Source organism: Amycolatopsis sp. SB7-3, from assembly GCF_041021335.1.
GTDB classification, from domain to species: domain Bacteria; phylum Actinomycetota; class Actinomycetes; order Mycobacteriales; family Pseudonocardiaceae; genus Amycolatopsis; species Amycolatopsis japonica.
This window is the reverse complement of the sequence record NZ_JBFPJQ010000001.1, coordinates 2343509-2368886: the sequence shown is the minus strand read 5'-3', so window position 1 is coordinate 2368886 and position 25378 is coordinate 2343509. Positions and strand designations below refer to the sequence as shown.

Genomic DNA, 25378 nt, shown 5'->3' with positions numbered 1-25378 from the left:
GGACTGTCTCCCCGCTTTGCGCTCGGCGTCATGGACAATCAGTGGAGCGCGTTTCACGTGAAACGGCGTCGAGGGTTGAGGAGCGAGAGTGGGCTTGGACGGGGTCGCCGCATCGGTACGGAGTGCGGCGTCGGAAGTATTCGGAGACCGCGTCGAGCAAGCCGCCGGCTACGTCGAACTCCTGGAGCGGCATGGTGTCGAGCGCGGGCTCATCGGGCCTCGTGAGGTCGACCGACTGTGGGAGCGGCACGTCCTCAATTCCGCCGTGATCGGCGAGCGGATTCCCGAAGGCGCCCGCGTGGTCGACGTCGGCTCGGGTGCGGGACTTCCGGGTGTACCGCTCGCGATCAGCCGACCGGACCTCGATATCGTTCTGCTCGAACCGATGGCTCGCCGGGTCGACTGGCTGGCCGAGGTTGCCGAGAAGCTGGAACTCCCCATCACCGTTGTCCGCGGGCGCGCGGAAGAGCGGCAGGTACGTGAGGAGCTCGGTGGCGCGGATGTCGTCACCGCCCGGGCGGTCGCTCCTTTGGCCCGGCTCGCGAACTGGTGCCTCCCGCTCGTGCGTTCCCAAGGTGCTCTGGTCGCCCTCAAAGGAGCGAGCGCCGGAGAGGAAATCGAACGCGATCGCGCCGCCGTTCGGAAGGCCGGCGGCGGCGAACCGGAAGTCTTCGAGTGCGGCACCAAGGTGCTCGAGGTTCCGAGCACGGTCGTCGTGATCCACCGTCTGCCCCCGAAACCGTCTCGACCGCGCGGCAGGCGCAGCTAGACCGGTTCCACGTGAAACAACGCAGAACGACTCTCACGTCCACTACAGAGGAGGCTCGAGACCGGTGACTCCCCCGCCGTCCGACCCTGCGAGCGCCGGCCAGGAACTCGGCTGGACGCCCATCGCCGAAGAAGCCGTCCGCGCCGCCAGCGTGCTGCATCCCAAGGAGGGTGCGCTCCCCCGGCCGAACCGTCGGCGAGTGCTGACGGTCGCCAACCAGAAGGGCGGCGTCGGCAAGACGACGAGCACGGTGAACCTCGCCGCCGCCCTCGCCGTCCACGGGCTCAAGACGCTCGTCATCGACCTGGACCCTCAGGGCAACGCGAGCACCGCGCTCGACATCGACCACCGCTCCGGCACGCCGTCGATCTACGAGGTGCTGATCGGTGAGGTGTCGCTGGCCGAGGCGGCGGCGCAGAGCGAGCAGTCGCCGAACCTCTACTGCGTGCCCGCGACCATCGACCTCGCCGGTGCCGAGATCGAACTCGTCTCCATGGCGTCCCGCGAGATGCGGCTCAAGGAGGCGCTCTCGTCCGAGATCCTCGACGAGATCGGCGTCGACTACGTCTTCATCGACTGCCCGCCATCGCTCGGTCTGCTGACCGTCAACGCGATGGTCGCCGCGCAGGAGGTGCTGATCCCGATCCAGTGCGAGTACTACGCGCTCGAAGGTCTCGGGCAGCTGCTGAGCAACATCGAGCTCGTCCAGGCGCACCTGAACCGCGAACTCAGCGTCTCCACGATCCTGCTCACCATGTACGACGGCCGCACGAAGCTGGCCGATCAGGTGACGAACGAGGTCCGGAACCACTTCGGGGACACTGTTCTCAAGACGGTGATCCCGCGCAGTGTGAAGGTCTCGGAGGCGCCCGGATACGGGCAGACCGTCCTCGCGTACGACCCGGGTTCGCGGGGCGCGATGAGCTACGTCGACGCGGCGAAGGAGATCGCCCAGCGCGGTGTGGAGATGAAGGAAAGGAGCGGTACGGCATGAGCGAGCGCAGAGGAGGGCTCGGGCGCGGGCTCGCCGCCCTGATCCCCACCGGCCCTCCGGCGGGTTCGGCGGCTCCCGCCGAGAACGGCTCCCCGGTCCCCTCCGCTCCCGCGAGCAAGCCCGCGGGGCCGGACGACAAGGGCTGGTTCGCGGCCAACGGCGCGGCCGGTTCGCACGGCGGATCGGTCGCCGGCGCGGTCTACCGCGAGGTGCCGGTCAGCCAGATCAAGCCGAACCCGAAGCAGCCTCGGCAGGTCTTCGACGAGGACGCGCTCAACGAGCTGGAGCACTCGATCCGCGAGTTCGGGCTCATGCAGCCCATCGTGGTCCGGGAGCTCGGCAACGACGAGTACGAACTCGTCATGGGCGAGCGGCGGCTGCGCGCCTCCCAGCTGGCGGAGCTGGAGGCGATCCCCGCGATCGTCCGGCAGACCGCCGACGAGGCGATGCTGCGCGACGCGCTGCTGGAGAACATCCACCGCGTTCAGCTCAACCCGCTCGAAGAGGCGGCCGCGTATCAGCAGCTGCTCGACGAATTCGCGGTCACGCACGAGGAGCTGGCGAGCCGGATCGGGCGCAGCCGGCCGGTCATCACGAACACGATCCGCTTGCTCAAACTCCCCCTCGCGGTCCAGCGCCGGGTCGCTGCCGGAGTGCTTTCGGCGGGCCACGCGCGGGCGCTGCTCTCTCTTGAGGACGCCGACAGTCAGGAAGAGCTGGCCGCGCGGATCGTCGCGGAGGGCATGTCGGTCCGCGCGACCGAGGAAGCCGTCACGCTCAAGAAGAGTGAAAAGCCGGCCAAGCCGAAGCCCGCTCCCCGCAAGCCGATCCAGGCGCCCGGTCTCCAGGAACTGGCGAACCGGCTTTCGGACCGGTTCGACACCCGCGTGAAGGTCGACTTGGGGCGCCGCAAAGGGCGGATCACCCTCGAATTCGGCTCGGTTGACGACCTTGAACGCATCGTGGCGCTCATGGATCAAAATCAGGCAAATCAGACACCGGAAACCGATTAGGGATCACCCCGGGTCGTTTTGTCACGGTGACGATAGCTGAGTGCTGATGATTCGGTGACGCTGAGTGCTTGAACTGGGGGCAAGTGTGAAGGGGCTCTTCGGCGGTCGAAATCCGCGCGCGGTCGTCTTCGACTGTGACGGATTGCTCATGGACACCGAGCCGTGTTGGTCCGTCGCCGAGACCGAACTATTCGCGCGGCGCGGGCTCCCCTTCGGCGCGGACGAGAAGGCGTTGGTGATCGGCAAGTCGCTACCGGCCGCCGCCGACGCGATGGCGGAGGCGTTCGGTGAACCGGATGCCGGCGCCGAGATCGCGGACGAGTTGCTGAGGTTGGTGACCGAGGTCGTCACCGCGAAGGCGGAGGCGATGCCCGGCGCGCGCGAGTTGGTCGAACTGACGGCCGCCGCCGTCCCGGTCGCCGTCGCGAGCAACTCGCCCCGAGCCCTGTTGGACGCCGCACTCGCTCGCGGCGGCCTGGCGGCAATGTTTCCCGTGAAACTGGCCGCCGACGAGGTGACCGCGCCGAAGCCGGATCCAGAGATGTACTTGACCGCTTGTGCCCTCTTGAACGTCGAGCCCGCCGACGCTCTGGCGTTCGAGGACTCCATGACCGGCCTTCGGTCGGCGCGAGCGGCCGGCGTGCCCGTCATCGGGGTGCCCACGTTGAAGCACCAGGACTTCCCTGCGGATGTCGTGATCGGATCCCTGCGCGACGAAGAGCTGTTGTCCTGGGTGCGCGGGTGGCCTGGCCGATGACGGGACTCCCCTTCGTTCGCTTTCAGAGCCCGACCCGCGATGAACGGGGAAACTTCACCGGGGTCTTCGGTCTCGTCAACAGGCTCGCCCGCGCCGGGCGCCTCACCGGCGAGCAGGAAGCCTTCCGCCGGATGAACAACGACTGGTACGACGCGAACTTCACCAATCCCGCGCACGCCGACCCGAGCGTCTACGACGCGGAAGTCAATCCCGGTGCCGCGGCGTGGTTCAAGGCGACCGCTCGTGTCTTCATCGACCGAGTCGATGGCTACCTGTCGATCCTGGACACGCACGACGTTCCCTGTGAAACCGTCTGGTCGGCGAACCCGGGACAGGTCGTCTACGAGGACGAGCACCAGATCGTCGTCGTGGTCCGGCAATAAGAAAGGGGACTCGCCCGCCGCGGGCAAGTCCCCTTCGTCGAATCCGATTCAGCTCTTACGGGCAATCGCCCGTCCGACGAGGTCGGCGAAGACCGAGCCGAGGGTGGAACCGGCCGCCTCGATCGCCACCGGCACGATCGACGTCTCGGTGAGGCCCGGCGAGGGGTTCACCGCGAGGAAGTGGACCGTGCCGTCTTCGGTGATCACCGCGTCGGTGCGAGAGATGTCGCGAAGGCCGAGTTGCCGGTGCACGGCGACGGCCAGCTCACCGACCGCCTTGGCGGCGTCATCAGGAATCCGGGCCGGGGTGAAGAAATCGGTCAGCCCGGCGGTGTAGCGGGCGGTGTAGTCGTACACGCCGCTCTCAGGCACGATCTCGACCGCGGGCAGGGCTTCGGGTCCCTCTTCGCCTTCGATGACCGTGACGGCCACCTCGACGCCGGAAACGAACTTCTCGGCGAGGACGGTGTCACCGTAGGCGAAGCAGCCGACCATCGCGCCGGGCATTTCCGCGGCGTCCTTGACCACCTGGGCGCCCAGTGCCGATCCGCCTTGGTCGGGCTTCAGGATCATGGGCAGGCCCAGTGTGTCGACCATCGAGTCCAGCACGGCTTGCGCGCCGAGCTCGCGGAAGGTGCTGTGCGGCAGCACCACCCAGTCCGGCGTGGTGAAGCCCGCGTCGGCGACGAGCGCCTTGGCCGTCGGCTTGTCCCACGCGCGACGGCAGCCCCGCGAACTGGTGCCCACGTAAGGCACGTCGAGCATCTCCAGGATCGTCTGCACCGCGCCGTTCTCCCCTTCACCACCGTGAAGGGCGACGATGGCCGCGTCGGGCCGCTGGGTACGAAGGCGTTCGAGCAGACCCGCGTCGGTGTCCCACTCTTCGACGACGAGGCCTTCCGCCCGCAACGCGACCGAGAGCCGGCGCCCGGAGCGGAGAGAGACGTCGCGTTCGTGGGAAAGGCCGCCTGCGAGTACGGCAACGGTGCGGTCGACCACCGAGACTCCTTTGTGCTTGGGGACGTGTCCGGTCGATCAGACCGTGTCCGGAGAGGGGTTCTGCGGCCCCGAGATCGAGCGTGGGCTCGCGTTACCGAAGGTACGCGCCAGGTCCATTTCGGATTCGAGTACCGCGGCAAGCCGCCGGACGCCTTCGCGGATCCGTTCGGGCGTCGGGTAGCAGTAGGAAAGACGAAGCTGTCTGCTGCCGAATCCGTCGGCGTAGAAACCGGTTCCGGAGGCGTACGCGACCCGGGCCGTGACGGCTCTCGGCAGCATCGCCTTCGTGTCCACGCCTTCGGGGACGGTCATCCAGACGTAGAAACCGCCGTCGGGTTTGGTCCAGCTGCAGCCGGCGGGCATGTGCTGTTCGAGCGCGGACAGGATCGCGTCCCGGCGCTCTCGGTAGTTTTCGCGGAAGGTCTTGATCTGACCCATCCAGTCGTGAGTCGAGAGGTATCGCGACACGATCAACTGGTTAAGCGTAGGCGGGCAAAGTGTCGCGGACTCGGCCGCGAGCACGAGCTTCTCCCGGACGGCGTGCGGTGCGAGCACCCAGCCGACCCGCAGGCCCGAGGCGAAGGTCTTCGAGAAAGAGCCCAGGTACACGACGTTGTCGGGGTCGATCGAGCGGAGCGCCGGGTACGTCTGACCGCTGAAGCCGAGCAGACCGTACGGGTTGTCCTCGACGATGAGGATGTCGTTCTCGCGGCAGATCTCCACGATCTCCGCGCGCCGCTCGACGGCCAGTGTCACGCCGCCGGGGTTGTGGAAGTTCGGGATCGTGTAGAGGAACTTGACCCGGCGGCCGGCCTTCCGCGTTTCCGCGAGCGCGGCACGCAGCCCCTCGGGGACCAGGCCGTGGTCGTCCATCGCGACGTGGACGACGTCCGCCTGGTACGCGGCGAAGGAGCCGAGCGCGCCGACGTACGACGGGCCCTCGGCGATGATGACGTCGCCCGGATCGCAGAACAGCCGGGTGACCATGTCGAGCCCCATCTGGGAGCCGACCGTCACGACGACGTCGTCCGGGTGGGCCTTGATGCCTTCGAGGGCCATGATTTCGCAGATCTGCTCACGCAGGGCGGGGACGCCGTGCGCGGAGCCGTACTGGAGCGCGACCAGGCCGTCTTCGGCGATGAGCTCGCCGACCTGCGCGGACAGCGTGTCCAGCGGAAGTGCGGCGAGGTTCGGCATCCCGCCGGCGAGCGATACCACTTCGGGGCGGCTGGCCACCGCGAACAACGCCCTGATCTCGGAAGCAGTCATCCCGGCCGTACGCGCGGCGTAGCGGTCGAGATGAGGGTCGAGGTTGTGGCGGCCGGGCTCCGGCCGGACAGGGCGATTCTCGGTCATCAGGCGCTTCACCCGGCTTCGAAGTGGACATAGTCGCTACCGACTGGTAGTTCCATCGAGTGTAACCACCCTCCCTCTAGGGGCCCTGGCCTTCCGGTGTTCATCACATCGGCCTATCCTCGGTTCGGACCCCTTCGGTGAGCCCTGCTCGGGACAAGGCTGCGTCGGGTGTCGTCATTCAGGGAGGTTTGTCTGTGTCGCGTCGCGTCGTGGGCGTAACCCTGGACAACCTCGAGCACCTGCCCAAGAGCTGCCGCCGCTGCGTGTACTGGGAGCTGGCGCCGCATATGAAGGCGCAGGCCGAGGAATACGGCGCGACCGAGGTCGAAAAGGAAGCCTGGGTCTCCAGCGTGCTGCTGGAGTGGGGTTCCTGCGGCCGGATCGTCTACAGCGACACCCTGCCCGTCGGTTTCGTGCTCTACGCGCCGCCGAACGCCGTGCCGCGTTCGCTGGCCTTCCCGACCTCGCCTCCCGGCCCGGACGCGGTTCTGCTGACCGCCTTCCAGGTGCTTCCCGAATTCCGAGGTGGCGGACTCGGCCGGATGCTGGTGCAGGCCGTCGCGAAGGATCTGACCAAACGCGGTGTCCGCGCGATCGAAGCGTTCGGCGACGCCAAGCCCGACGAGACCGATCCGGACGGCGGGCACAGCTGTGTGCTGCCCGCCGCGTTCCTGCAGAGCGTCGGGTTCAAGACCGTGCGGCCGCATCCGCGGTGGCCGCGGCTGCGACTGGAACTGCGGTCGGCGATTTCGTGGAAGGAAGACGTGGAGGCGGCCCTCGAGCGGCTGCTCGGCCAGGTCTCCATCACGACGGCCGAGCCGAGCCTGGGCCGCGCCTGATCTTCTCCGCCGGCGCCATTTAGCAGAGTTTTCGAGCGCGCGCAGCAGCCATCCCCCGGCCTGGGGACAGCTGTGGGTAACCCGCCGAGTTATCCACAGATCGCTGCTAGGAGCGGTGGAAAATCTGTGGATGGGTAGGCTGGACCTGGGGACGCCCCCCGGGAAGGGCGGGGGCTGCGCGCCGGGTGGATCTAGGGGTGGCGTGGTCGGCCGAGGGGGCACACAACCGGTTGTGCCGAGGGCGTCGGCAGAGGGATGTGCGCCCGCGTGCGGGTGTGGAGGACTGGCTACTCCGCTTTGGCGAGTTCGTGGGCCAGGACGTCCGCGAAGGTGAACGTGCCGGTCGGCTGGTCCCCCTCGCCGAGCAGGTACAGCCGCTTCACGGCGACCAGGATGCCTTCGGCGACGACGTCGCGGAAAGCCGGGTCCGCCAGTTTGCGGCTGTCTTCCGGGTTGGTCAGGTAGCCGATCTCGATCCGCACCGCCGGGCAGCGGGTGCGGGTGAAGATCTCCCAGGTCTTGTAGTGCGTGCGGCAGTCGAGCATGCCGGTGCGGGCGGCCAGCTCACGCTGGATGAAACCCGCCAGCAGCTCGCCGACGGTCGACGTGGTGCCGTTGCCGGTGCCGAAGTGGAAGCTCGCGACACCTTGCGCCTTGGGCGAGGGGTTCTTGTCGTTGTGCAGCGAAAGGAACAGGTCCGCGCCCGCCTCGTTCGCGAACTTCGCCCGATCGCCCTCGGTCGGGCTCTGGTTCGGGCCGCGCGAGATCAGCGCCTCCATACCGGTGGCCTGCATCCGGCCTTCGAGCCGCCGCGCCAGGTCCCAGGCGATGTCCGCCTCACGCAGGCCGCCCGCGACGACACCGAGGTCCTCGCCGCCGTGGCCCGGGTCGATCACGATGCGCTTGCCGCGCAGCCGCGGGCCCGCCTGCCGCACCTGCTCCTGCTCACGAAGGAAAACGGGGCGGCCGCCGCGGGCACGCGGCGACGAGAGCCGGTGCAGCTCACGGATGGTGGCCGGGCCGCACATACCGTCGGCGACCAGGCGCATGTCGCGCTGGAAGGTTTTGAGCGCGCGTTCGGTCTGCGGGCCGAAATGCCCGTCCGGGCGGCCTGCGTCGAAACCGAGCTCGGTCAGCCGCTCCTGGAGCGCGAAGACGTCGTCACCCTGCATGGGGGCGGAGAACATGTAGGTCAGCGGGCGGCTGCCCAGATGGAAGCCCGCGCCGCGAAGCGCCTGATAGGTCGCCGGGCCCACCAGACCGTCGGTGATGAGCCCACGGCGCTGCTGGAACGCTCGAACGGCGTGTTCCATCGCCGTGTCGAAGACCTCGTACTCCCCGGATTCGGTCACCGGCGGGAGCAGCTCCATCGCCGCCAGCGTGGACCTGATCTCGGCGACGTCCGGTCCGGCGTCACCGCGGCGGAGTACCCGCATGCACTCCTCGCTCTTCCCTTTGGGGCACCGATCGAGCTCGATGCACGACTATGAAAACCCTGCGGGGCGAACCCCGGTGCTCTATTGTGCCCTGTGAACTCTCGGTGAGCGCGGAGGCCCGGCCGGTGCGTCAAGTCGCCGTTCGTGGAACTCGTCCAGGCGTTCCCGTGACAGGGAGTTTTACCCATTCCGGAGAACGACGAAACCCGGAGCCTGGGCGGGCCCCGGGTTTCGGCAGGTGAAACGCGAGATCAGAGGACGTCGGCGAGGTCCGACAGCAGCGCGGCCTTCGGCTTGGCGCCGACGATCTGCTTCACCGGCTTGCCGCCCTGGAACAGGATCAGCGTCGGGATCGACATCACCTGGTAGTCACGCGCAGTGTTCGGGTTGGCATCGATGTCGAGCTTCGCGATGGTCAGCTTCTCGCCGTTCTCCGCCGCGATCTCCTCGAGCACCGGGGCGACCATCTTGCACGGGCCGCACCAGGTCGCCCAGAAGTCGACCAGGACGGGCTTCTCGCTCGTCAGCACGTCGTCGACGAACGTCTTGTCGGTCACCGTCACGGTGTTGGCCATGGTGTCTCCTTCTGGGTGGTGAACGGGCTGGGGAAAGTCAGTTGGTGGAGGCGCCGTAGCCGCCGCCGACCAGCTCAGGCGTCTCCTGGGCGGTCTCGACACCGGCGTGCTCCGCCAGCCATCGTTCTGCATCGATGGCGGCGGCGCAGCCCGAGCCCGCGGCGGTGATCGCCTGCCGGTACGTGCGGTCGACCAGGTCGCCGGCCGCGAAGACACCGGGAAGGTTCGTGTACGAGGTCCGGCCCTGGGTGAGCACGTAGCCGTCCTCGTCGAGGTCCACCTGACCGCGCACCAGTTCGCTGCGGGGGTCGTGCCCGATCGCCACGAAGAAACCGGTCACGTCGAGCTTGGACTCCTCGCCGGTCACCGTGTCCTTGAGCGTCAGGCCCTCGACCTTGCCTTCACCCTCGACCGCGGTGATCTGCTTGTTGAGCGCCCACTTGATCTTCTCGTTCTCGCGGGCACGCTCCAGCATGATCTTGGAGGCGCGGAACTCCTCGCGGCGGTGGACGATCGTGACGGACTTGGCGAACTTCGTCAGGAAGGTCGCCTCCTCCATCGCGGAGTCGCCGCCGCCCGCGACCACGATGTCGTGGTCGCGGAAGAAGAAGCCGTCGCAGGTGGCGCAGGCCGAAACACCGCGGCCGAGCAGCTCCTGCTCGCCGGGCACGTTCAGATAGCGGGCGGCGGCACCCATCGAGAGCACGACCGCGCGGGCGGCGTAGCGCTTGCCGTTCGCGACGACGTACTTGACGTCACCGGTCAGCTCGACGGACTCGACGTCCTCCTGGCGCAGGTCGGCGCCGAAACGCTTCGCCTGCTCGCGCATCTCTTCCATGAGGTCGGGACCCTGGATGCCTTCGCGGAAGCCGGGGAAGTTCTCGACCTCCGTCGTCGTCATCAGCGCACCGCCGAACTGAGTGCCCTCGAACACCAGCGGTTCGAGCTGCGCTCGTGCCGCGTAGACAGCGGCGGTGTATCCCGCAGGACCCGATCCCACAATGATCAGGTTCCTGATCTCCTCGGCAGCCACCCGTGACCTCCGCTCGTAGTGACCTGTTCACCAGGCTCAACACGATCGTAAGGGCCGGTGTTCCCGGGGTGACCGGCGCTACTTTCTCCTGCCTTGCGCCACGGCGGAGATCCGACCTCTAGCGCCGCTAGAAAACCTAGCGTGGTAGCAAAGGTCCCTCGCTCCCCCGGAAATGGGGCTGGTGGGGAGCGAGGGACCAGTGAGGTTTCGGTCGGTTACTTCGGTCCGATGATTTTGTCGAAGAGGACCGAAGGGTTGCCCGGACCGCAGTCGGCACCGAAGGCGACGATGCGGAATTGGGCGAGTTTCCCTGTGGTGTAGATCACCATCACGCCGTCCTTGCCCGCGACGTTCACCGGCCGGATGCCCTCCGGGCGCACGTCCGCGTCCATTCCGGCCGCGGCGACACAGGCGTCGAGGCGCTCTTCGGTCTTCAGCGAGCCGAAGTCGCGGACGCCGATCGCCTTGCCGACGAGGGCTTCGGCCCCGCCGCCGTCTCCGCCGAGCGAAGGTCCGGAAGGAGCCGAGGGCGCGGGCTGGGCGATACCGCCCGAATCCGGCTCCCGGGTGGTCGGGACGACGATCGCCACGGCCGCGATGGCCGCCGCGGCCACGGTCGCTATCCCGGCGCCCCAGCCGATCCGCTTGTTCCGCCGCCGCCGTGCGGCCGCGAGGTCCACCACCGGGGCGACCTGTTCCTGCCGCCCTTCAGATGCGCCTTGAAACGCAGGCGTCGCCCGCATTTCGGCGGCCAGCGCGGCGTCGATCCGTGCCGCGTATTCCGCCGGCATCGGCGCGACCGGCTCGTTCGCGAGTTCCGCGAGGTCGGCCGTGGTCGCTTCCAGTGCTTCGATGATCGCCAGTGCTTCGGGGTCGGCGTTCACCAACGGCCACAGTTCGGCCGCCTCACGCTCGTCCAGCACACCTGCGTGCAGGTCGGCGAGCACATCGACAGACCACGGCGGACCGACGGTCCCACCGATCCCCCTGCTCTCGTCTGTCATCGTCCCTCCCCGTCACCCGGCGTGCCCTGAGGACGCCTGGCACCCCGTTGCGGGGTAGCGCGCTCTCGTTTGCTTTCGTGAGTTGGGACGTTCGCAATAGCATCGGGGTTCCGTAGATGTCCGAGAACCTTCGCGAGCTTTCCGCGACCTCGGGCACACCGGCTCTTGACCGTGCCTTCGGCGATGCCGAGCATCTTCGCCGTCTCGGCGACGGAGTATCCCTCGACGTCGACCAACACGATCGGGGCACGTTGCTCTTCGGGGAGCTGGTCGAGGGCTTCCTTGACGACCAGGCTCGTCTCGCGCTCGGACATCGAGTCGCGCGGCGAGGCGGGTTCGTTGAACTGCCCGGTCTCGGGCAGCGGGACGGTCGGTCTGGCCTTGCCCCGCCGGATGCGGTCGAGGCACGCGTTCACGACGATGCGGTGCAACCACGTCGTGACCTGCGATTCCGCTCTGAAGTTGCCCGCTGCTCGGAACGCGGAGATGAAGGCGTCCTGCAGGGCGTCCGCGGCTTCTTCGGGATCCCGCAAGGTGCGCAGGGCCACCGCCCACATGCGGTCTCGATGTCGCTGGACCAGTTCACTGAACGCGTGCGGGTCCCCAGCGGCATGCGCCGCTATGAGATCCGCGTCCGTGGGAGCTGCAGCTGTCACCCGGGAGAGCCTACTGACCCGGTGTCTGACGTCACCCCGCAGGCAGGAACGTCAGCTCTTTGAGTTCGGTGACGAACTTTCCCTTGTCATCTTCACCCAGCTGAGTGATCCAGATGATGAAGTACTGACCCTGCTGCGGCTGCTGCAACGCGATGGTCGATTCGCCGGCCGCGAGGTCTCCGCTGCCGACGACCTTCGTCTCGTCGAGCTTCGGGTTCTTCTTGTCGGCGGAGCGGATCTCGACCTTCGAACCGGCACTCGCCGCGTCGATCTTGACCTGGCTGAGGTTGATCGGGTCCTTGAAGGTCACGACCAGCCCGACGCCGTCCTTGAGCACCGGGAACTGCTCGTCGTACTGGTCGGTCTTCCACGAGGTGACCGCGTCGCCGTCGGTGGCGTTCCTGGCCTTGCCGGGGCTGTCGCCCTTGCTGCCCGGGTTGTAGACGGCCACGGCCGACGGCTTCACCGCCGCACCCACCGCGGGGGCCGGCGGCTTCTGCTCGGGCGGCGGCTGTTGCTCGCCCGAAGGCGGCACGACCTGGGAGGACGACGCGGCGACGTTGATCTTCGGGCCGCTGGACTTCGACTCGCCCTGGAACAGGTTGATCAGCATCATCCCGCCCCAGGCGAGGATGACCACGGTCGCGACCACCAGCACGGTCACGCCGAACGCCAGCTTCTTGCGCCGCGCGACGTCCTTGACCGGTTTCTTCGTCGTCCAGACCGTGCCGTCCGATTCGGCGACGGCCTCTTCCTCGCCGACGGCCTTGATCAGCTGGGTGCGTTCTTCGGCTTCGGCGACCTGGTCCAGCACGCGCAGGATGGCCGCGCTGGTACGGATGCCGCCGTGGCCGCCGTCCTCGATGGTGCGGACGGCGAGCGAGGACAGCTCGACCGGGACGCCTGCGACCAGCGAACGTGGCGGGATGATCCTGCCGGTCGGCGCGTGCGGCGCCGCCGGGATCGCGGCCGGACCGCCGGGAAGTGCCCAACGACCGGTCAGCAGCAGGTACAGCACGGCGCCGAGCGCCTTGACGTCGTCACGAAGGGTCGCTTCGGGCAGCGGGCCCGGGAAGGCGAGCTTCAGCGCGCCGTCCGGGGTGAGCCGCAGACGCTGCGGGTGGTCGAGGCCGAGGACGAGACCGTTCTGATGGGCGTGGTCGACGGCTTCCGCCAGCGCCTGCACCATCCGGGCCGCCGCGGCGGGCGCCACCGGACGCTGCGCCACGAGGTCGACCAGGTCGCTGCCCTTGGTCCATTCCGCCACGACGACACCGAGCAGACCTTCGCTCGAGGTGACGCCGCTGCCGAGGCTGAGCACGTCGAGGACACGCGCGACCCCGCCGTGGCCGAACTTCGAGGCGTGCGCGGCACGCTCCAGTGTCCGGCGCGCGAGCCGGGCGGCTTCCGCGTCCGCGGGGTCGCCGACCAGCAGCGTCAGCGCGACATCCCGCTTCAGCTGCCCGTCGCGGGCACGCCAAAGATGCGCTGCCGCCCGTTCGTCCACCCCGAACTGTGCGAGCAGGCGATACCGGCCGTCACCGACGACTCGGCCAGGGGCCAGCGACCCGCCTTGGGCCCGGATGCCCACCTGGCTCGCCTCCCCTGCCTGTTCGCTCCGTCTCGTATCCACCGCACTCTCCCGCGTAGCTCCCGCCCCGAGGGTACCCAGAATACGACCCGTGAACGCGCGCCATCCGTACGTGAATCGTTATCCGCGCTTGATCAACCGGGTGATCCTCGCCGTGGCGGGCTTCAATTCCTCGACCTTCAAGGCGATGAGCACGCCGAACGACACCGCGATGCCGACCACCGTCTGCAGGAGAAGTTTCACCCAGGCATGGAAAGTAGGCCCGAACGAGTCAGGCACGATCTGCCCGGCGAGCCAGGCCGCGCCGACCCCGAGCACACTCGCGACGACCGTGAAGAGGATCACCCCGAGCACTCGCTTGCTCCGGAGGTTTCCGAGCGTCACCCACAGCCAGACCTGACCGAGGATCGCGCCGACGACGAACGTGAGGCCGTTGACCATCATCACGCCGAGCACGATGTTGTCGGGCGAAAGCAGCGCCGGGCACAGGTACAGCAGCGGCACCTTGACCACGGTCATCACGATCATGATCAGCACCGGCGTACGAGCGTCCTTCATCGCGTAGAACACCCGCATCTGCAGCATGACCAGCGCGTACGGCAGCAGCGCGAACGCCGAGATGGCCAGCGCCTCACCCATCCGCGACGCGTCCTCGACGGTGCCCTTGCCCAGGGTGAACAGGGCGATACCGACCGAACCACCCACCACGGTCATCACCGCGGAGATCGGCACGAGCATCACCGTCGAGATCCGCGACGCGTAGGAGAGGTCGCCGATCAGCTTCTTGTGGTCGCCGTCGGCGGCCGCGCGGCTCATCCGCGGCATGATCGCGGTCAGCAGCGAGACACCGATGACGCCGTACGGCAGCTGGAAGAGCAGCCACGCGTTGCTGTACGCGGTCACACCGCCCTGCGAACCGCTGGTCAGCACGCGGGTGGTGATCGTGTAGCCGACCTGGCTGACCGCGACGTAGCCGACGGTCCAGAGTGCGAGCCCGCCGAACTCCTTCATGCGCTTGTCGATGCCCCAGCGCCATTTGAACTTGAACCCGGACCGCAGCAGCGGCGGGATCAGCAGCACCGACTGCGCCACGATGCCCGAGGTCACGCCGATGCCCAGGGTCAGCAGCTTCGGATCGGTGATCGACACCGGATCGGTGGAGATGTTCCCCGGCATGATCCACACGACGAGGATCGTGAAGATGACGACGAGGTTGTTGATCACCGGCGCCCACGCCGTCGGGCCGAAGATGTTCTTCGCGTTCAGCACCGCCGAGAGCAGCGCGAACACGCCGTAGAAGAAGATCTGCGGCAGCAGCAGATACGCGAACGCGGTGACCAGCTCGGGATTCGCCTGGCCCTTGTCGTCGACGTAGAGCTTGGTGATCAGCGGCGCCGCGACCACGGCGATCGTCGTCCCGACGACGAGCAGCGTGCCCGCCACCGTGACCAGCCGCTGGGTATAGGCCTCGCCGCCGTCCTTGTCGTCCTGCGACCGCACGAGCAGCGGGACCACGAGACTCGACAGCACGCCGCCCATCAGCAGTTCGAAGATGATGTTCGGCATGGTGTTGGCGACGTTGAACGAGTCGTTCTCCACCTGGGCGCCGATGGCCGCCACCAGCAGCAGCTTCCACGCGAAGCCGGTGATGCGGCTGATGAGCGAGGCGATCGCCATCCGGCCGCTGGACTTCGCGAGCGACGGCGCCTTCGCCGGGGCGGCGACATCCTGTTCGCCGGTGTCCCCCGGCCGCGGTTTGACCAGCGGCGCGTCCTTGATCGCCGGCATGACCTGCGTGGCGAGCTGGTCGTACGGGCGGAGGACGTCGGGGTCGGCGACCGGCCAGCGCGAACCCATCGGGACACCGGGGGTGCGCGGGATGAACCGCGTCGCGTCGGCTTCGTCGCGCCGGTCGACCTGCCACGGGCGGACCGGTGGCGGCTGGCGGCGCCCGCGATGCGGCGGGGGCGGTGTCTGATTGAGCGCTTGCGGTGCTTGGGGAGGTGCCGGGCGGCGCGCCGCCTGGTTCTGCGACGGCTGCGGAAGCGGCGGCCCCTGCGGAGGCGGCACCGGCTGCCGACGGGTCGGCGGAGGCGGCGTCCCCTGCCCGGGGGGCGTTTTCCGTGGCGGCGCGCCCTGGGGTGGCGGCCTCAGCCGTCGCGTCTCGTCGTCGGGGCGGCCCGCCACCCGCTGGCGGCGGGCGTCCGGCGGCGGCTGCTGGGGAGGTGGCGGCACGGCCCGCCGCGGTCGCTCACCGCGATCGGGCGGGGGCTGCTGCGGAGGCGGCTGGCGACGCTCCGGACGGCGTGCCGGTCCGTCGGTGCGGCGGGGCGGTGGCGGAGTACCTTCGCGCCGGGGACGGCCTGCACGCTCGGGCGGTACACCCGGCTCTCTTTCCAACGTGCGCCCAATCCTCGGTGCTCGACTACGTGATGCCCGGCGGCATCGTTCGACCCAGGGTAATCGGGAACGGCCGGAAACACTTAAACCTGTGCGTCCTCGGTCACACGTTGGGCGGTTTCGTTCGTCCGATCGGCCCGCGAGTCCTTGATCCTCCGGTAGATCCGCCGGGACGACAGGAGCAGCAGCGCACCCGCCGCGGTGATGGTGATGATGATGGTGATCGCGCCGTACTCCGTGGAGGTCAGCTCGAACCGCGCGTCGGAACCGAGCGGGGTCCCGTCGGGCGTGGTCAGGGCCACGTCGACGCTGAACCGGCCCGCTCGCAGCGCCTCGACCGGCAGCAGCTGGTTGATCGCGCCGTTCGCCGGGACGGTCCGCTCCGGGACGGCTTCGGTGGGACGCAGGCCCACGTTGTTCTTGAGCACCGTGCGGACGTTGATGCCGACCGGAAGGCCGTTGGTGATGTACGCGGGCAGGGGCGACGCGCCGGAGGCCAGCGCGATCGTCTGCTTCGGCCGTTCCACGGTGACCTGGCCGCGGATCGCTTCGAGGTCGCCGCGGGCGTTGGCGGTGACGATCGCGGCGTCCGCGCCGCGCCACGAGGTCGACGCGGCCCGGATGAGGGCGAACCGGACCGGGGCGATCACGTCGGCCGGATTCACTCGTTTGGTGGCATCCATCGTCATCGCCGACGACAGGCCCAGCGTCTCGTTGTCGATCTGGGACATCTTCGCGGTGACTTCACCGCTGGTCGCGGCCGTCAGATCCTGCGGGTCGTAGTTGATCGACGCCGTCCCGGACGGGCTGTCACCGAGCAGCTCGGGCAGCGGCGCCGGCTTGATCAGGCCGGCGGTGTAGAAGTCGCCCATCCGCTCCAGGAACGTGGTGAGTTCCGTGCCGCTCGCGGCCCAGTGCCGCGGCGGCGCGATCAGCAGCCGCGAACGCGCCGGTCCCTCGGACTGCCCGCCGAGCCCCGCCCGGAAGGCGATGGCACCGAGCCCGTTCTGCGTGGAGCCCGAGCCGTTCAGCGCCGACGAGATCAGCGCGTCGATCGGCTGCGCGCGCAGGTCCGTTCCCTCGATCGACACCCCGCCCGAAAGCGGCGATCCGGACTGGAGCCTGCCCGAATCGGTCAGCACGGTCTTGACGCCGGCTTTGCCGATCGCGTCGACGGTCTGCGAATCGAGGGAGCCGCCGGGCCAGAGCACGCCGTCCTGCGGCTGGATGCCGAGCAGGTTCTTGATCGTCCCGGCGCCGCCCAGCGCGCTCGCCATGAGGGCGGTGTCGGTGGCGTCACCCGCGCGGACCTTCGTCAGCGCGGTGAGGTCGGCGTCGGCGAACGGGAGGGTGACCACGCACCGGCCCGCGACCAGCGCCTTCAGCCTGCCGAGCCAGTTCTTAGCGGTCTCGACGCCCTTGCCGGGAGCGCCGCCCGCGACCTGGTAGCCGCGGGTCATCCCGTCGACGGTCGCGACCAGGTCGGGGTCGATGGCCAGGCACAACGACGACGAGACCTTCGTGTCCGCCTCGGCCGCCCGCGCCGCTTCGACCAGCGAGTCGAGCCGCCCACCGGCGGCCAGTTCGATGGCGAGCCGTTCGTCCGCCAGGGTCAGCGGTCCGCCGAGCGGGGACGAGACGACGTGCACGGTGCTGTTCGCGATCGGCCACAGCAGGCTCGTCGACGGCGCCGACGTGGGCCGCGACGCGGGGGCCTTGCCGGGGACGCCGAGCACCGGCATCAGCAGGGTGACCGCCGCCAGCCGTTCGGGGCCGCCGAAATCCGGGGTGCCGTTGACGTTGACCAGCAGCGGATACACGCCGGGCCTCGGGAACTGCAGCTTCGACGACTGGCCGAGCGGGACGGACAGGTTCAGCGCGGCGCTCTGCCCCGGCTCCAGTTCGTCCGGTTCGAGGTCGACGAACTCGGTCGCCCCGAGGTCCTTGAACTTGTCACCGGCGAGGACGTCGCCGATCTGCTGCTCGCTCTGCAGCCTGGTGCCCAGCTGCAGCCGGACGCCCAGTTTGCTGATCCGCCGGTCGCCGATGTTGGTGACGCGGCCGGTGACCGTGAGCGAAGCCGAGTTCGTGCTGATCACGCGGGGGTTCAGCTGGTCGAGGTCCACGCGCAGCCGGGGCTGTTCCTGTGCCTGCGCGACCGCGAGGGGCGAGGCGGCCAGGGCCAGGAACAGGATCGACAGGACAGTGGCGGCAAGCCGCTTCACTCAGGTGCTCCCTCGGCGGTGTGCTGTTGCTGCGCGAAGAGTTCTTTGGCCTTCCGGACCAGCTTGCGCTCGTCGGAGTAGGCGAGTTTGGTCTCCAGGTCGGCGAGCGGTACCCAGGCGACCTCGGTCACCTCGACATCCTCGTCCGAAAGTTCGCCGCCGGTGGATTCCAGGATGAAATGGTGCACCGTCTTGTGCACACGCCGTCGCTCGGCCACGAACCAGTAGTCGATGGTGCCGAGGGGCTGCAGGACGCGCGCCGAGATGCCGGTCTCTTCCTTCACCTCGCGCACCGCCGTCTGCTCCACCGTCTCACCGTCCTCGATGTGGCCCTTCGGCAGCGACCACAGCAGTCTGCCGTGCCGGTCGAGCCGCCCGATCAGCGCGGCGTTCGCCCGTTCGGCGTCGACGACGAGTCCGCCGGCCGAGGTTTCGTCGACCGTGGTCAGCCGCCGCCCCCGCCTGCGCCTCCGCCGGCGGCCCGGCTTCGAAGCGCCGGAGCGGCCGGCTGATCCAGACATGCTGCGATGCTAGAGCAAACGGCGGTACGGGTACGCTGGCTCACCGTGCCCGTGTTGGGCCGGGGCAAAAGTAAGTACATCCAAATCGTGGTGGGATTGTCGTGAACAAGGTGGTCGCCGGGCAGGCGATTGCGGGGAAGAGCACTGCGATGCAGAACGCTGTGACCGAGCTGATGCGCATCTCCCCGCTGGCGGACGAGCTCGCGAAGCTCTTCGCGAAGGCGGGACACAGCCTGTACCTGGTCGGCGGCAGCGTCCGCGACATGATGCTCCGCAGGCTGTCGAGCGACCTCGACTTCACCACCGACGCCCGGCCGGACCAGGTGCTCAAGATCGTCAGCGCCTGGGGCGACGCGGTCTGGGACGTCGGCATCGCGTTCGGCACCGTCGGCGTGACGAAACAGGGCATGACCCTGGAGATCACCACCTTCCGCGCCGACAGCTACGACCGCGTCGGCCGCAATCCCGAGGTCACCTTCGGCGACAGCATCGAGGGCGACCTGCTCCGCCGCGACTTCACGGTCAACGCGATGGCGATCGACCTCGCGAACAAGACCTTCGTCGATCCGCACGGCGGCCTCCAGGCGCTGCAGGACAAGGTGCTCGACACACCCGCGACCCCGCAGGAGTCCTTCGCCGACGATCCGCTGCGCATGCTGCGGGCCGCGCGGTTCTCCGCGCAGCTCGGGTTCACCGCGGCGCCGCGCGTGGTGGACGCGATGTCGTCGATGGCCGAGGAGATCGACCGGATCACCGCCGAGCGCGTCCAGACCGAGCTGTCGAAACTGCTGCTCGCGGACGACCCCCGGCCCGGTATCGAGCTGCTGGTGGACACCCGCCTCGCCGATCGCGTGCTCCCCGAGGTGCCGGGGATGCGGCTGGCGATCGACGAGCACCACCAGCACAAGGACGTCTACCAGCACTCGCTGACCGTGCTGGCCCAGGCGATCGACCTGGAGAAATCGCACGAACCGACCTCCGAGCCCGATCTGATCCTGCGGCTCGCGGCGCTCCTGCACGACGTCGGCAAGCCCGCGACGCGCGAGTTCCAGCCCGGCGGCGGCGTGAGCTTCCACCACCACGAGGTCGTCGGCGCCAAGATGGCGCGCAAACGTTTGCGGGCGCTGAAGTTCTCGAAGGAGATCGTCCAGGACGTCAGCCAGCTCGTGTTCCTGCACCTGCGGTTCCACGGCTATGGCAAGGGCGAATGGACGGATTCGGCGGTGCGGCGCTACGTCACCGACGCCGGCGACCTGCTGCCCCGGCTGCACAAGCTCGTGCGCGCCGACTGCACCACGCGCAACCGCAAGAAGGCGGCCGCGCTGCAGGCGACCTACGACGACCTCGAGCGGCGGATCGAAGCGATCCAGGCGCAGGAGGACCTCGACCGGGTCCGGCCGGACCTCAACGGCGAGGAGATCATGCGGATCCTCGGCCTCAAGCCGGGGCCGGACGTCGGCAAGGCGTGGAAGCACCTGAAGGAACTGCGGCTCGACCGCGGTCCGCTGGAGCACGACGAGGCGGTGGCCGAACTGAAGAAGTGGGCCGCCGAGAACGGCATAGGCTGAGATAAACCCCGTTGGTCTCTGGATCCACACGGCGTAACCGGAGATACTCCTGCCGGTGCTCCGGGCAGGGGGAAAATCCATGGCGAAGCGGCCGCCCAGTTTTCTGGTGACTTTGCTGCGCCGTGGCGCGCCCGCGCTGGCGACGGCGACGAGCGAGCTGTCGGACGAGGTCGGCGACCCGACACCGATGCGCGCGCTGCGGCGGATCCAGCAGATGTCCGGCCCCATCGACACGGCTCATCGCGACAACCTGCTGCTCAGAGCCGCCCGCTACGTCGCCCTCGTCCCGCTGGTCTACCGGCTCTTCGCGGTGCCCGGCGCGTTCGGCGTCTACGTCTCCACCCACGGCATGATCGGGATCGGCCCGGTCGGGCTGGTGTCGCTCGGCTCGGTCGGGCTTTCGCTGTACGGGATCCGGTGGATGCTGCGCTCGGCGCCGTTCCGCCCTCAGCACGACGCCCGGCTGCTCGCGATCGACCTCGTGTTCACCCTGCTCGCGCCGCTGGCCGTCGGAGCGCTGGTACCGGCTTCGGTCTTCACCGAGGCGATGGCGGTGCCCGGCAAACACCTGCTCGGCGAGGTCGCGCTGCTGGCGCTGGCGCTGGGCATGCCCGCCGCGGCGGCGCTCGCCGTCGTGAGTTTCCCGGTGCGGATGCTGGCGTCGGTGTTCGGCACCGGTCACGCCGCGCCCGGCGACGCCATGGCCACCTTCCCGGCGATCCTGGGTGTCCTCTTCACCGCGAGCGGCGCCCTCGTGCTGATCGGTCTCGGCACCCGGCTCGCCCTCGCGTACGGCATCCGCAACGGCCGGATCGCCGAACGCGCCCGCCAGCACCGGATGCTGCACGACTCCGTGCTGCAGACCCTCGAAGCGATCGCGCTGGCCAACAAGGGCGACCCGGCCACGCGGCTCGCCGAGGTGCAGCGGCTGGCGCGGGCGCAGTCGATGGAGCTGCGGCGGACGATCGAGAACGAGGCTTCGGACCGGTCGGAGGCCGGTTCGCGGCCGCTGGGCGAGAAGCTCGCGTCGCTGGCGGCGGAGATGGCGCGGGACGGGCTGCGCGCCCAGCTCGTGATCGCCGAACTCGACGACGACACGCTTTCCGAGGTGCGGCAGATCGCCATCCGCGACGCCGTCCGCGAGTCGCTGCGCAACACCCTCAAACACGCCGGGACGGACAAGGTCGTGGTCCGGGTCGAGGAGCAGGAAGGCGGCGTCGCGGTGATCACGCGCGATCACGGCGCCGGGTTCAGCCTCGACACCCGGCCCGCCGGTTTCGGCATCAGCGAGTCCATCACCGCCCGCCTGAACGAGGTCGGCGGGACCGCGCGGGTGGAGTCGGCTCCGGGCAATGGCACCAGAGTCACCCTTTGGGTGCCTTTCTGACGGTAAACAGGGGAACATGAAGAAAACGGACGTCCTGGCCGAAGCGCTCACCGCGTACCGCGACGGTGACCGGGCCAAGGCCGCGGACCTCGCCGAGCGGGCCGGATCCACGCTCGGCATCGAACTGCACCGATATCTGACCGAGGGCGGTGGTGGTGCCGTCTACGACCGGCCCGCCGCGTTCACGGCGTTCATCCGCGGCGGCGGGAACGTCAAGCTCTACCGGCAGCTCAGCGCGATGCTCGCCCGGCGCTACGGCACCGTCGGTTCCCTGCTCGACCTCGGTTGCGGAGACGGGCTCGCCGTCGTCCCGGCCCTGGAACAGGCGGACCGGCAGCCGGGCCGGATCGATCTCGTCGAGCCGTCGAGCGCGCTGCTGGCGGAGACGCGCAAGCACCTCGACGGCACCCGCGGTCTGCACACCTGGGAGGCCACCGCGCAGGAATTCCTCGGCCGCGACGACGACCAGCAGTGGCAGCTGACGCAGTCCACCTTCGCGCTCCAGTCGATCCCGACCGAGGAACGCACCGAGGTCCTGCGGGCGCTCCGGCCTCGCACGTCCTGTCTGGTGCTGGCCGAATTCGACGTGCCCGAGTACGACGAAGACTCCGCCGAGTACCTGCTTTCCCTGGTCACGCGCTACGAACGCGGCATCGCGGAGTACGGCAAGGAGGCGTCGCTGGTGGCGCAGGGGTTCCTGCTGCCGGTCCTGCTCGGCCTCGTCGAACCCGGGACGGGCCGGACGAACTGGGAGCAGCCCGCCACAGATTGGGCTTCGCAGCTGAAGGAAGCGGGCTTCACCGGCATCCGGATCGAGCCGCTCGCGGACTACTGGTGGTCGCCCGCGGTGCTGATCACCGCGTCCTGAGTTTGGCTACGTTGGGGGTATGGGGATCCTGCTTTCCGCGCTCGAACTCGCCATCGTCGAGGACGGCCGCGCGGCCACCGAAGTACTCGCTTCGACAGCCACCGTCACCACGAAACTGGAGGAACTGGGGTATCACCGCGTCTGGATCGCGGAGCACCACGGCTCGCCCGCCATCGCCACGGCTTCGCCGCCGGTGCTGGCCGCGCATCTGGCGGCGGTGACGTCGTCGATCCGGATCGGCTCCGGCGGGGTGATGGCGCCGAACCACGCCCCGCTGGCGGTCGCCGAGCAGTTCGCGACGCTTTCTGCGCTACATCCCGGCCGGATCGACCTAGGCGTCGGGCGCGGTCCCGGCACGTTCGACGAGAAGATCGTCCGCGCGTTGCGGCGGGGCGCGGATCCGGCGACGGACGACGACTACCGCGCCGACGTCGCCGAGCTGCTGCGTCATCTGGCCGGGGAGAGCGGGATCCGGGTGCTGCCCGGCGAGGTGCCGACGCCGGAGCCGTGGCTGTTGTGCTCGAGTGCGGCCGGCGCCCGTCTCGCCGCCGAGCTCGGCCTGCCGATCGCGGTCGCGCACCACATCCGGCCGCAGAACACGGCCGAGGTCCTGCAGGCGTATCGGGAGAACTTCAAGCCGTCCCAGTGGCGTGAAGAGCCGTACGTGATCCTCTGCGTCGAGACCATCTGTGCGGACACAGACGCCGAAGCGGCCTACGTCGCCGGGCCGTGCGCGGTGATCAAGTCGTACCTGCTCAACGGCGAGGGCGGCGACCTCGCCTTCCCGACCAGGGAGCAGGCCGCCGCACACGAGTTCACGCCGGAGTCGAAGGAGCTGATCGCGCAGTTCACCGCCGCGCAGGCGCACGGCGGACCGGAGAAGGTGGTGCGGTCGCTGAAGGATCTCGCCGCGGCCACCGGTGCCGACGAGCTGATGCTGACGGCACCGGTGTACGACGCGGCCGCGCGGGCCCGCTCCTACGAACTGGTCGCGAAGGCCTTCTAGCGCCCTGCATTTCGTCCTCTGAATGCGATTGATCGCATTCAGAGGACGAAATGCGGGTGGTCAGACGCGGGAAAGCGCGCCGGTTTCGAGATGCTGGGCGATCGGCCGGGGCAGCACGTAGGCCACGGCCCCGCCCGGCGTCCCGTTCCACGGCGCGGTGATGCCGGTGACCACGCGCAGCGGCCGCAGGACGCGGTAGAGACGGCGCTCCCGTTCGCGGTCCGCGGCCAGTGACGTCTCGATGAACCGCGCCGATTCGGCGTGCACGAGGTTCCCGGTCTCGTTCCCGAACCGCTGCACCGTGGTGCCCGCCGGGAGGACGACGATCCGCTTGCGCCGGAAGAAGTTCAGCGGCGGCTCGCCCCGCAGCGGCAGGATCGGCCAGTCGGCCGGGTTGTCGGCCTCCTCGCTCGCGCCCACCGCGGCCCGTGCCGGATACAGCAGCAGGGTGCCGAGGAAGAACCGTGCCGCCTCTTCGAGTTTGGCGAACGCCACCGGCTCGTCGGTCGGCGGCCGCGACACCTCCCAGCCGCTTTCGGTGCGGCGCAAGGTCCAGAGCCCCGGCTCCGGTACCGCGTTCGCGCCGATCCGGTAGGCCGTCGGCGCCACGCCGTGCTCGGCCAGCCGCTGGTAGAGGACGTCCAGCACCTCGACGGCCCGGATGTCGCGGGCCGGTTCGCCGTCGCGTTCGACGCGGGTGCGGGCACTTTCGTCCGGCAGGTCCGCGGCGGTCTGTGGCGGCCGTGGTTTGCCGACGATCTCCGCCTCGGCGGTCGCCCGCACCAGCTCGCCGACCAGCGGCGGCCGGAAACCGGCGGCCCGGATGTGCTCGATCAGCTCGGGCTCCGGCGGCACCCCGTACTTGCGCAGGTAGTGCGGGACGGCCGCGGGCCAGATCCACACGCCGTCGGTGTGGAAGGCGTTCGGCACGTCCGGCGGGCCGTTCGGGGTGAAGATGTCGGGCTGCGGACCCGGCCGGGTCAGCGCCACCGGCGAGCGGAAGAGGTAGTCCAGGACACCGCGCATCATGTCCGGCGGCACCGGCGGCCGGTTGACGACCGGTCGTTCGCCCTCGTTGTGCGCGTCGACGACCTGCGCGTGCCGGAACACGATGTCGAGCGGCAGACCGGCCTTGGCCGAAAGCCAGGCCGGGACGTGTTTCTGGTCGCGCGGGAAGATCGCGAGCTCGGTCGCGTACGCGCGCGGAGACGGCTTCCCGCCCTCGTTCGGCGCGAGCCGCCACGTCGGCTCCTGGTCGGCGTCGAAGTCGAAGTCGAAGTGCGACTCCGAGTCGAGCGTGAACGTGCCCTGGAACCAGGTGCCGGTCTCGGGCTGGTGCATCGCCGCGCGCAGCCGCGCGAACAGCGAGCCGAGCTCCGGCGGGGCCGCGATCGACACCGACACCGGGCCGTTGCCCTCGTCGCCGACCGAGCGGACCTCGAGTTCGGAGTAGTCGCCGACCTGCCGGAACTGGGCACCGACCCGCTGCCAGCCCGGCGGCAGCACCCGCAGCAGCGTCCGGCCGATGGCACGCAGCAGCGCGCCCTGATCGCCCGTACCCGGCTGAAGCCGGGCCTCCGGCGTCTCGACGAAGTCGTGCCTGGTCTGCCACAAGGCCGTCAGCCGCGTCGGCGCGGCCGTGGTCGAGAAGTCCGTCAGGCCCAGTTCGGCCGCGCGGGCCGCGTCCTCGCCCGCCCAGCGCAACGTCAGATCGCCGCCGCCGGTGCTCGGCGCGATCTGGAAGTGCTCGTCGTCGAACCGGCCGTACGACTGCAGGCTGAACGTCGCGCCCACCTCGCCGTTCAGCACGACCCTGGCCGGACGGCCGTTCCAGTCGCGGTCGAAGCCCTCGGGCGCCGCTTCCCCCGGCGGCGCGATGAGCAGCAGCGTGCCGTCTTCGGTCGACCGCTGGGCCGCGAAGACGGTGTCCCCCCAGACGGCGTACAGGCCATCCGGCCGCTCCGCCGCTTGAACCCGGTAACGCACTATGTGTCCCCT

General features: G+C 69.3%; 22 protein-coding genes. 10 read left to right on the top strand and 12 right to left on the bottom strand.

What is annotated here, in order from left to right:
* The first annotated feature begins 88 nt into the window (after window positions 1-88).
* The 5 genes from rsmG to AB8M46_RS11535 all read left to right on the top strand — a co-directional run bounded on the left by rsmG (window position 89) and on the right by AB8M46_RS11535 (window position 3916).
* Complete coding sequence (gene rsmG, locus AB8M46_RS11555) at window positions 89-769, top strand: 16S rRNA (guanine(527)-N(7))-methyltransferase RsmG (RefSeq protein WP_037333981.1); 681 nt, start codon at window positions 89-91, stop codon at window positions 767-769.
* 64 nt (window positions 770-833) lie between these two features.
* Window positions 834-1763, top strand: a complete 930-nt coding sequence (locus tag AB8M46_RS11550; RefSeq protein ID WP_016338354.1) for a ParA family protein — start codon at window positions 834-836, stop codon at window positions 1761-1763.
* Window positions 1760-2776 carry a ParB/RepB/Spo0J family partition protein gene (locus AB8M46_RS11545; RefSeq protein WP_037333982.1) on the top strand — a complete coding sequence of 339 codons (1017 nt, stop codon included), beginning with the start codon at window positions 1760-1762 and terminating at the stop codon, window positions 2774-2776. Before AB8M46_RS11550 ends, AB8M46_RS11545 begins: the two co-directional genes overlap by 4 nt.
* A gap of 64 nt (window positions 2777-2840) precedes the next feature.
* Entirely contained in the window at window positions 2841-3533 is a 693-nt protein-coding gene (locus AB8M46_RS11540; RefSeq protein ID WP_394360255.1) for an HAD family hydrolase, read from the top strand.
* Window positions 3530-3916: a hypothetical protein gene (locus AB8M46_RS11535; protein ID WP_394360254.1), complete on the top strand. Its 387-nt coding sequence runs from the start codon at window positions 3530-3532 to the stop codon at window positions 3914-3916. The genes AB8M46_RS11540 and AB8M46_RS11535 overlap by 4 nt, the downstream gene beginning before the upstream one ends.
* A 48-nt stretch (window positions 3917-3964) precedes the next feature.
* Here AB8M46_RS11535 and AB8M46_RS11530 read toward each other — a convergent pair whose 3' ends face one another.
* Entirely contained in the window at window positions 3965-4915 is a 951-nt protein-coding gene (locus AB8M46_RS11530; RefSeq protein WP_037333985.1) for a D-alanine--D-alanine ligase, read from the bottom strand.
* A 36-nt stretch (window positions 4916-4951) separates the two neighbouring features.
* Complete coding sequence (locus AB8M46_RS11525) at window positions 4952-6271, bottom strand: PLP-dependent aminotransferase family protein (protein ID WP_043849273.1); 1320 nt, start codon at window positions 6269-6271, stop codon at window positions 4952-4954.
* Window positions 6272-6465: 194 nt separating this feature from the next.
* Between AB8M46_RS11525 and AB8M46_RS11520 the strand changes: the two genes are divergently transcribed.
* Complete coding sequence (locus tag AB8M46_RS11520; protein ID WP_125731365.1) at window positions 6466-7110, top strand: N-acetyltransferase; 645 nt, start codon at window positions 6466-6468, stop codon at window positions 7108-7110.
* Window positions 7111-7397: 287 nt separating this feature from the next.
* On the opposite strand, the gene AB8M46_RS11515 is transcribed toward AB8M46_RS11520, so the two are convergent.
* The 9 genes from AB8M46_RS11515 to AB8M46_RS11475 all read right to left on the bottom strand — a co-directional run bounded on the left by AB8M46_RS11515 (window position 7398) and on the right by AB8M46_RS11475 (window position 18551).
* Window positions 7398-8546: an N-acetylmuramoyl-L-alanine amidase gene (locus AB8M46_RS11515; RefSeq protein WP_037333990.1), complete on the bottom strand. Its 1149-nt coding sequence runs from the start codon at window positions 8544-8546 to the stop codon at window positions 7398-7400.
* Between the two features lie 251 nt (window positions 8547-8797).
* Entirely contained in the window at window positions 8798-9121 is a 324-nt protein-coding gene (gene trxA, locus AB8M46_RS11510; protein ID WP_007032253.1) for a thioredoxin, read from the bottom strand.
* Window positions 9122-9158: 37 nt separating this feature from the next.
* Window positions 9159-10154 carry a thioredoxin-disulfide reductase gene (trxB, locus tag AB8M46_RS11505; RefSeq protein ID WP_125731363.1) on the bottom strand — a complete coding sequence of 332 codons (996 nt, stop codon included), beginning with the start codon at window positions 10152-10154 and terminating at the stop codon, window positions 9159-9161.
* A 215-nt stretch (window positions 10155-10369) separates the two neighbouring features.
* Entirely contained in the window at window positions 10370-11158 is a 789-nt protein-coding gene (locus AB8M46_RS11500; RefSeq protein WP_378422045.1) for a hypothetical protein, read from the bottom strand.
* Window positions 11155-11814 (bottom strand): RNA polymerase sigma factor SigM, encoded by a 660-nt coding sequence (sigM, locus tag AB8M46_RS11495; protein ID WP_037333997.1) that lies wholly within the window; start codon window positions 11812-11814, stop codon window positions 11155-11157. The genes AB8M46_RS11500 and sigM overlap by 4 nt, the downstream gene beginning before the upstream one ends.
* A 31-nt stretch (window positions 11815-11845) precedes the next feature.
* A complete protein-coding gene (locus AB8M46_RS11490; protein ID WP_081975707.1) occupies window positions 11846-13405 on the bottom strand; it encodes a protein kinase family protein in 1560 nt (519 codons plus the stop codon).
* 120 nt (window positions 13406-13525) lie between these two features.
* Window positions 13526-15475, bottom strand: a complete 1950-nt coding sequence (murJ, locus tag AB8M46_RS11485; RefSeq protein WP_037334004.1) for a murein biosynthesis integral membrane protein MurJ — start codon at window positions 15473-15475, stop codon at window positions 13526-13528.
* Window positions 15476-15888: 413 nt separating this feature from the next.
* On the bottom strand, window positions 15889-18030 hold the full coding sequence (locus AB8M46_RS11480) for a DUF6049 family protein (RefSeq protein ID WP_394360253.1): 2142 nt from the start codon (window positions 18028-18030) through the stop codon (window positions 15889-15891).
* Window positions 18027-18551 carry an NUDIX hydrolase gene (locus AB8M46_RS11475; RefSeq protein WP_037334014.1) on the bottom strand — a complete coding sequence of 175 codons (525 nt, stop codon included), beginning with the start codon at window positions 18549-18551 and terminating at the stop codon, window positions 18027-18029. Before AB8M46_RS11475 ends, AB8M46_RS11480 begins: the two co-directional genes overlap by 4 nt.
* A 149-nt stretch (window positions 18552-18700) precedes the next feature.
* Between AB8M46_RS11475 and AB8M46_RS11470 the strand changes: the two genes are divergently transcribed.
* The 4 genes from AB8M46_RS11470 (at window position 18701) to AB8M46_RS11455 (ending at window position 23380) form a co-directional block, all read left to right on the top strand.
* Entirely contained in the window at window positions 18701-20119 is a 1419-nt protein-coding gene (locus AB8M46_RS11470; protein ID WP_037334017.1) for a CCA tRNA nucleotidyltransferase, read from the top strand.
* 79 nt (window positions 20120-20198) lie between these two features.
* Entirely contained in the window at window positions 20199-21506 is a 1308-nt protein-coding gene (locus tag AB8M46_RS11465) for a sensor histidine kinase (RefSeq protein WP_394360252.1), read from the top strand.
* Window positions 21507-21522: 16 nt separating this feature from the next.
* Entirely contained in the window at window positions 21523-22374 is an 852-nt protein-coding gene (locus tag AB8M46_RS11460) for a class I SAM-dependent methyltransferase (protein ID WP_350592170.1), read from the top strand.
* A 19-nt stretch (window positions 22375-22393) separates the two neighbouring features.
* Window positions 22394-23380 carry an LLM class flavin-dependent oxidoreductase gene (locus AB8M46_RS11455; protein ID WP_073845933.1) on the top strand — a complete coding sequence of 329 codons (987 nt, stop codon included), beginning with the start codon at window positions 22394-22396 and terminating at the stop codon, window positions 23378-23380.
* Between the two features lie 60 nt (window positions 23381-23440).
* Here AB8M46_RS11455 and AB8M46_RS11450 read toward each other — a convergent pair whose 3' ends face one another.
* Window positions 23441-25366 (bottom strand): TNT domain-containing protein, encoded by a 1926-nt coding sequence (locus tag AB8M46_RS11450; protein WP_394360251.1) that lies wholly within the window; start codon window positions 25364-25366, stop codon window positions 23441-23443.
* Window positions 25367-25378: the final 12 nt, after the last annotated feature.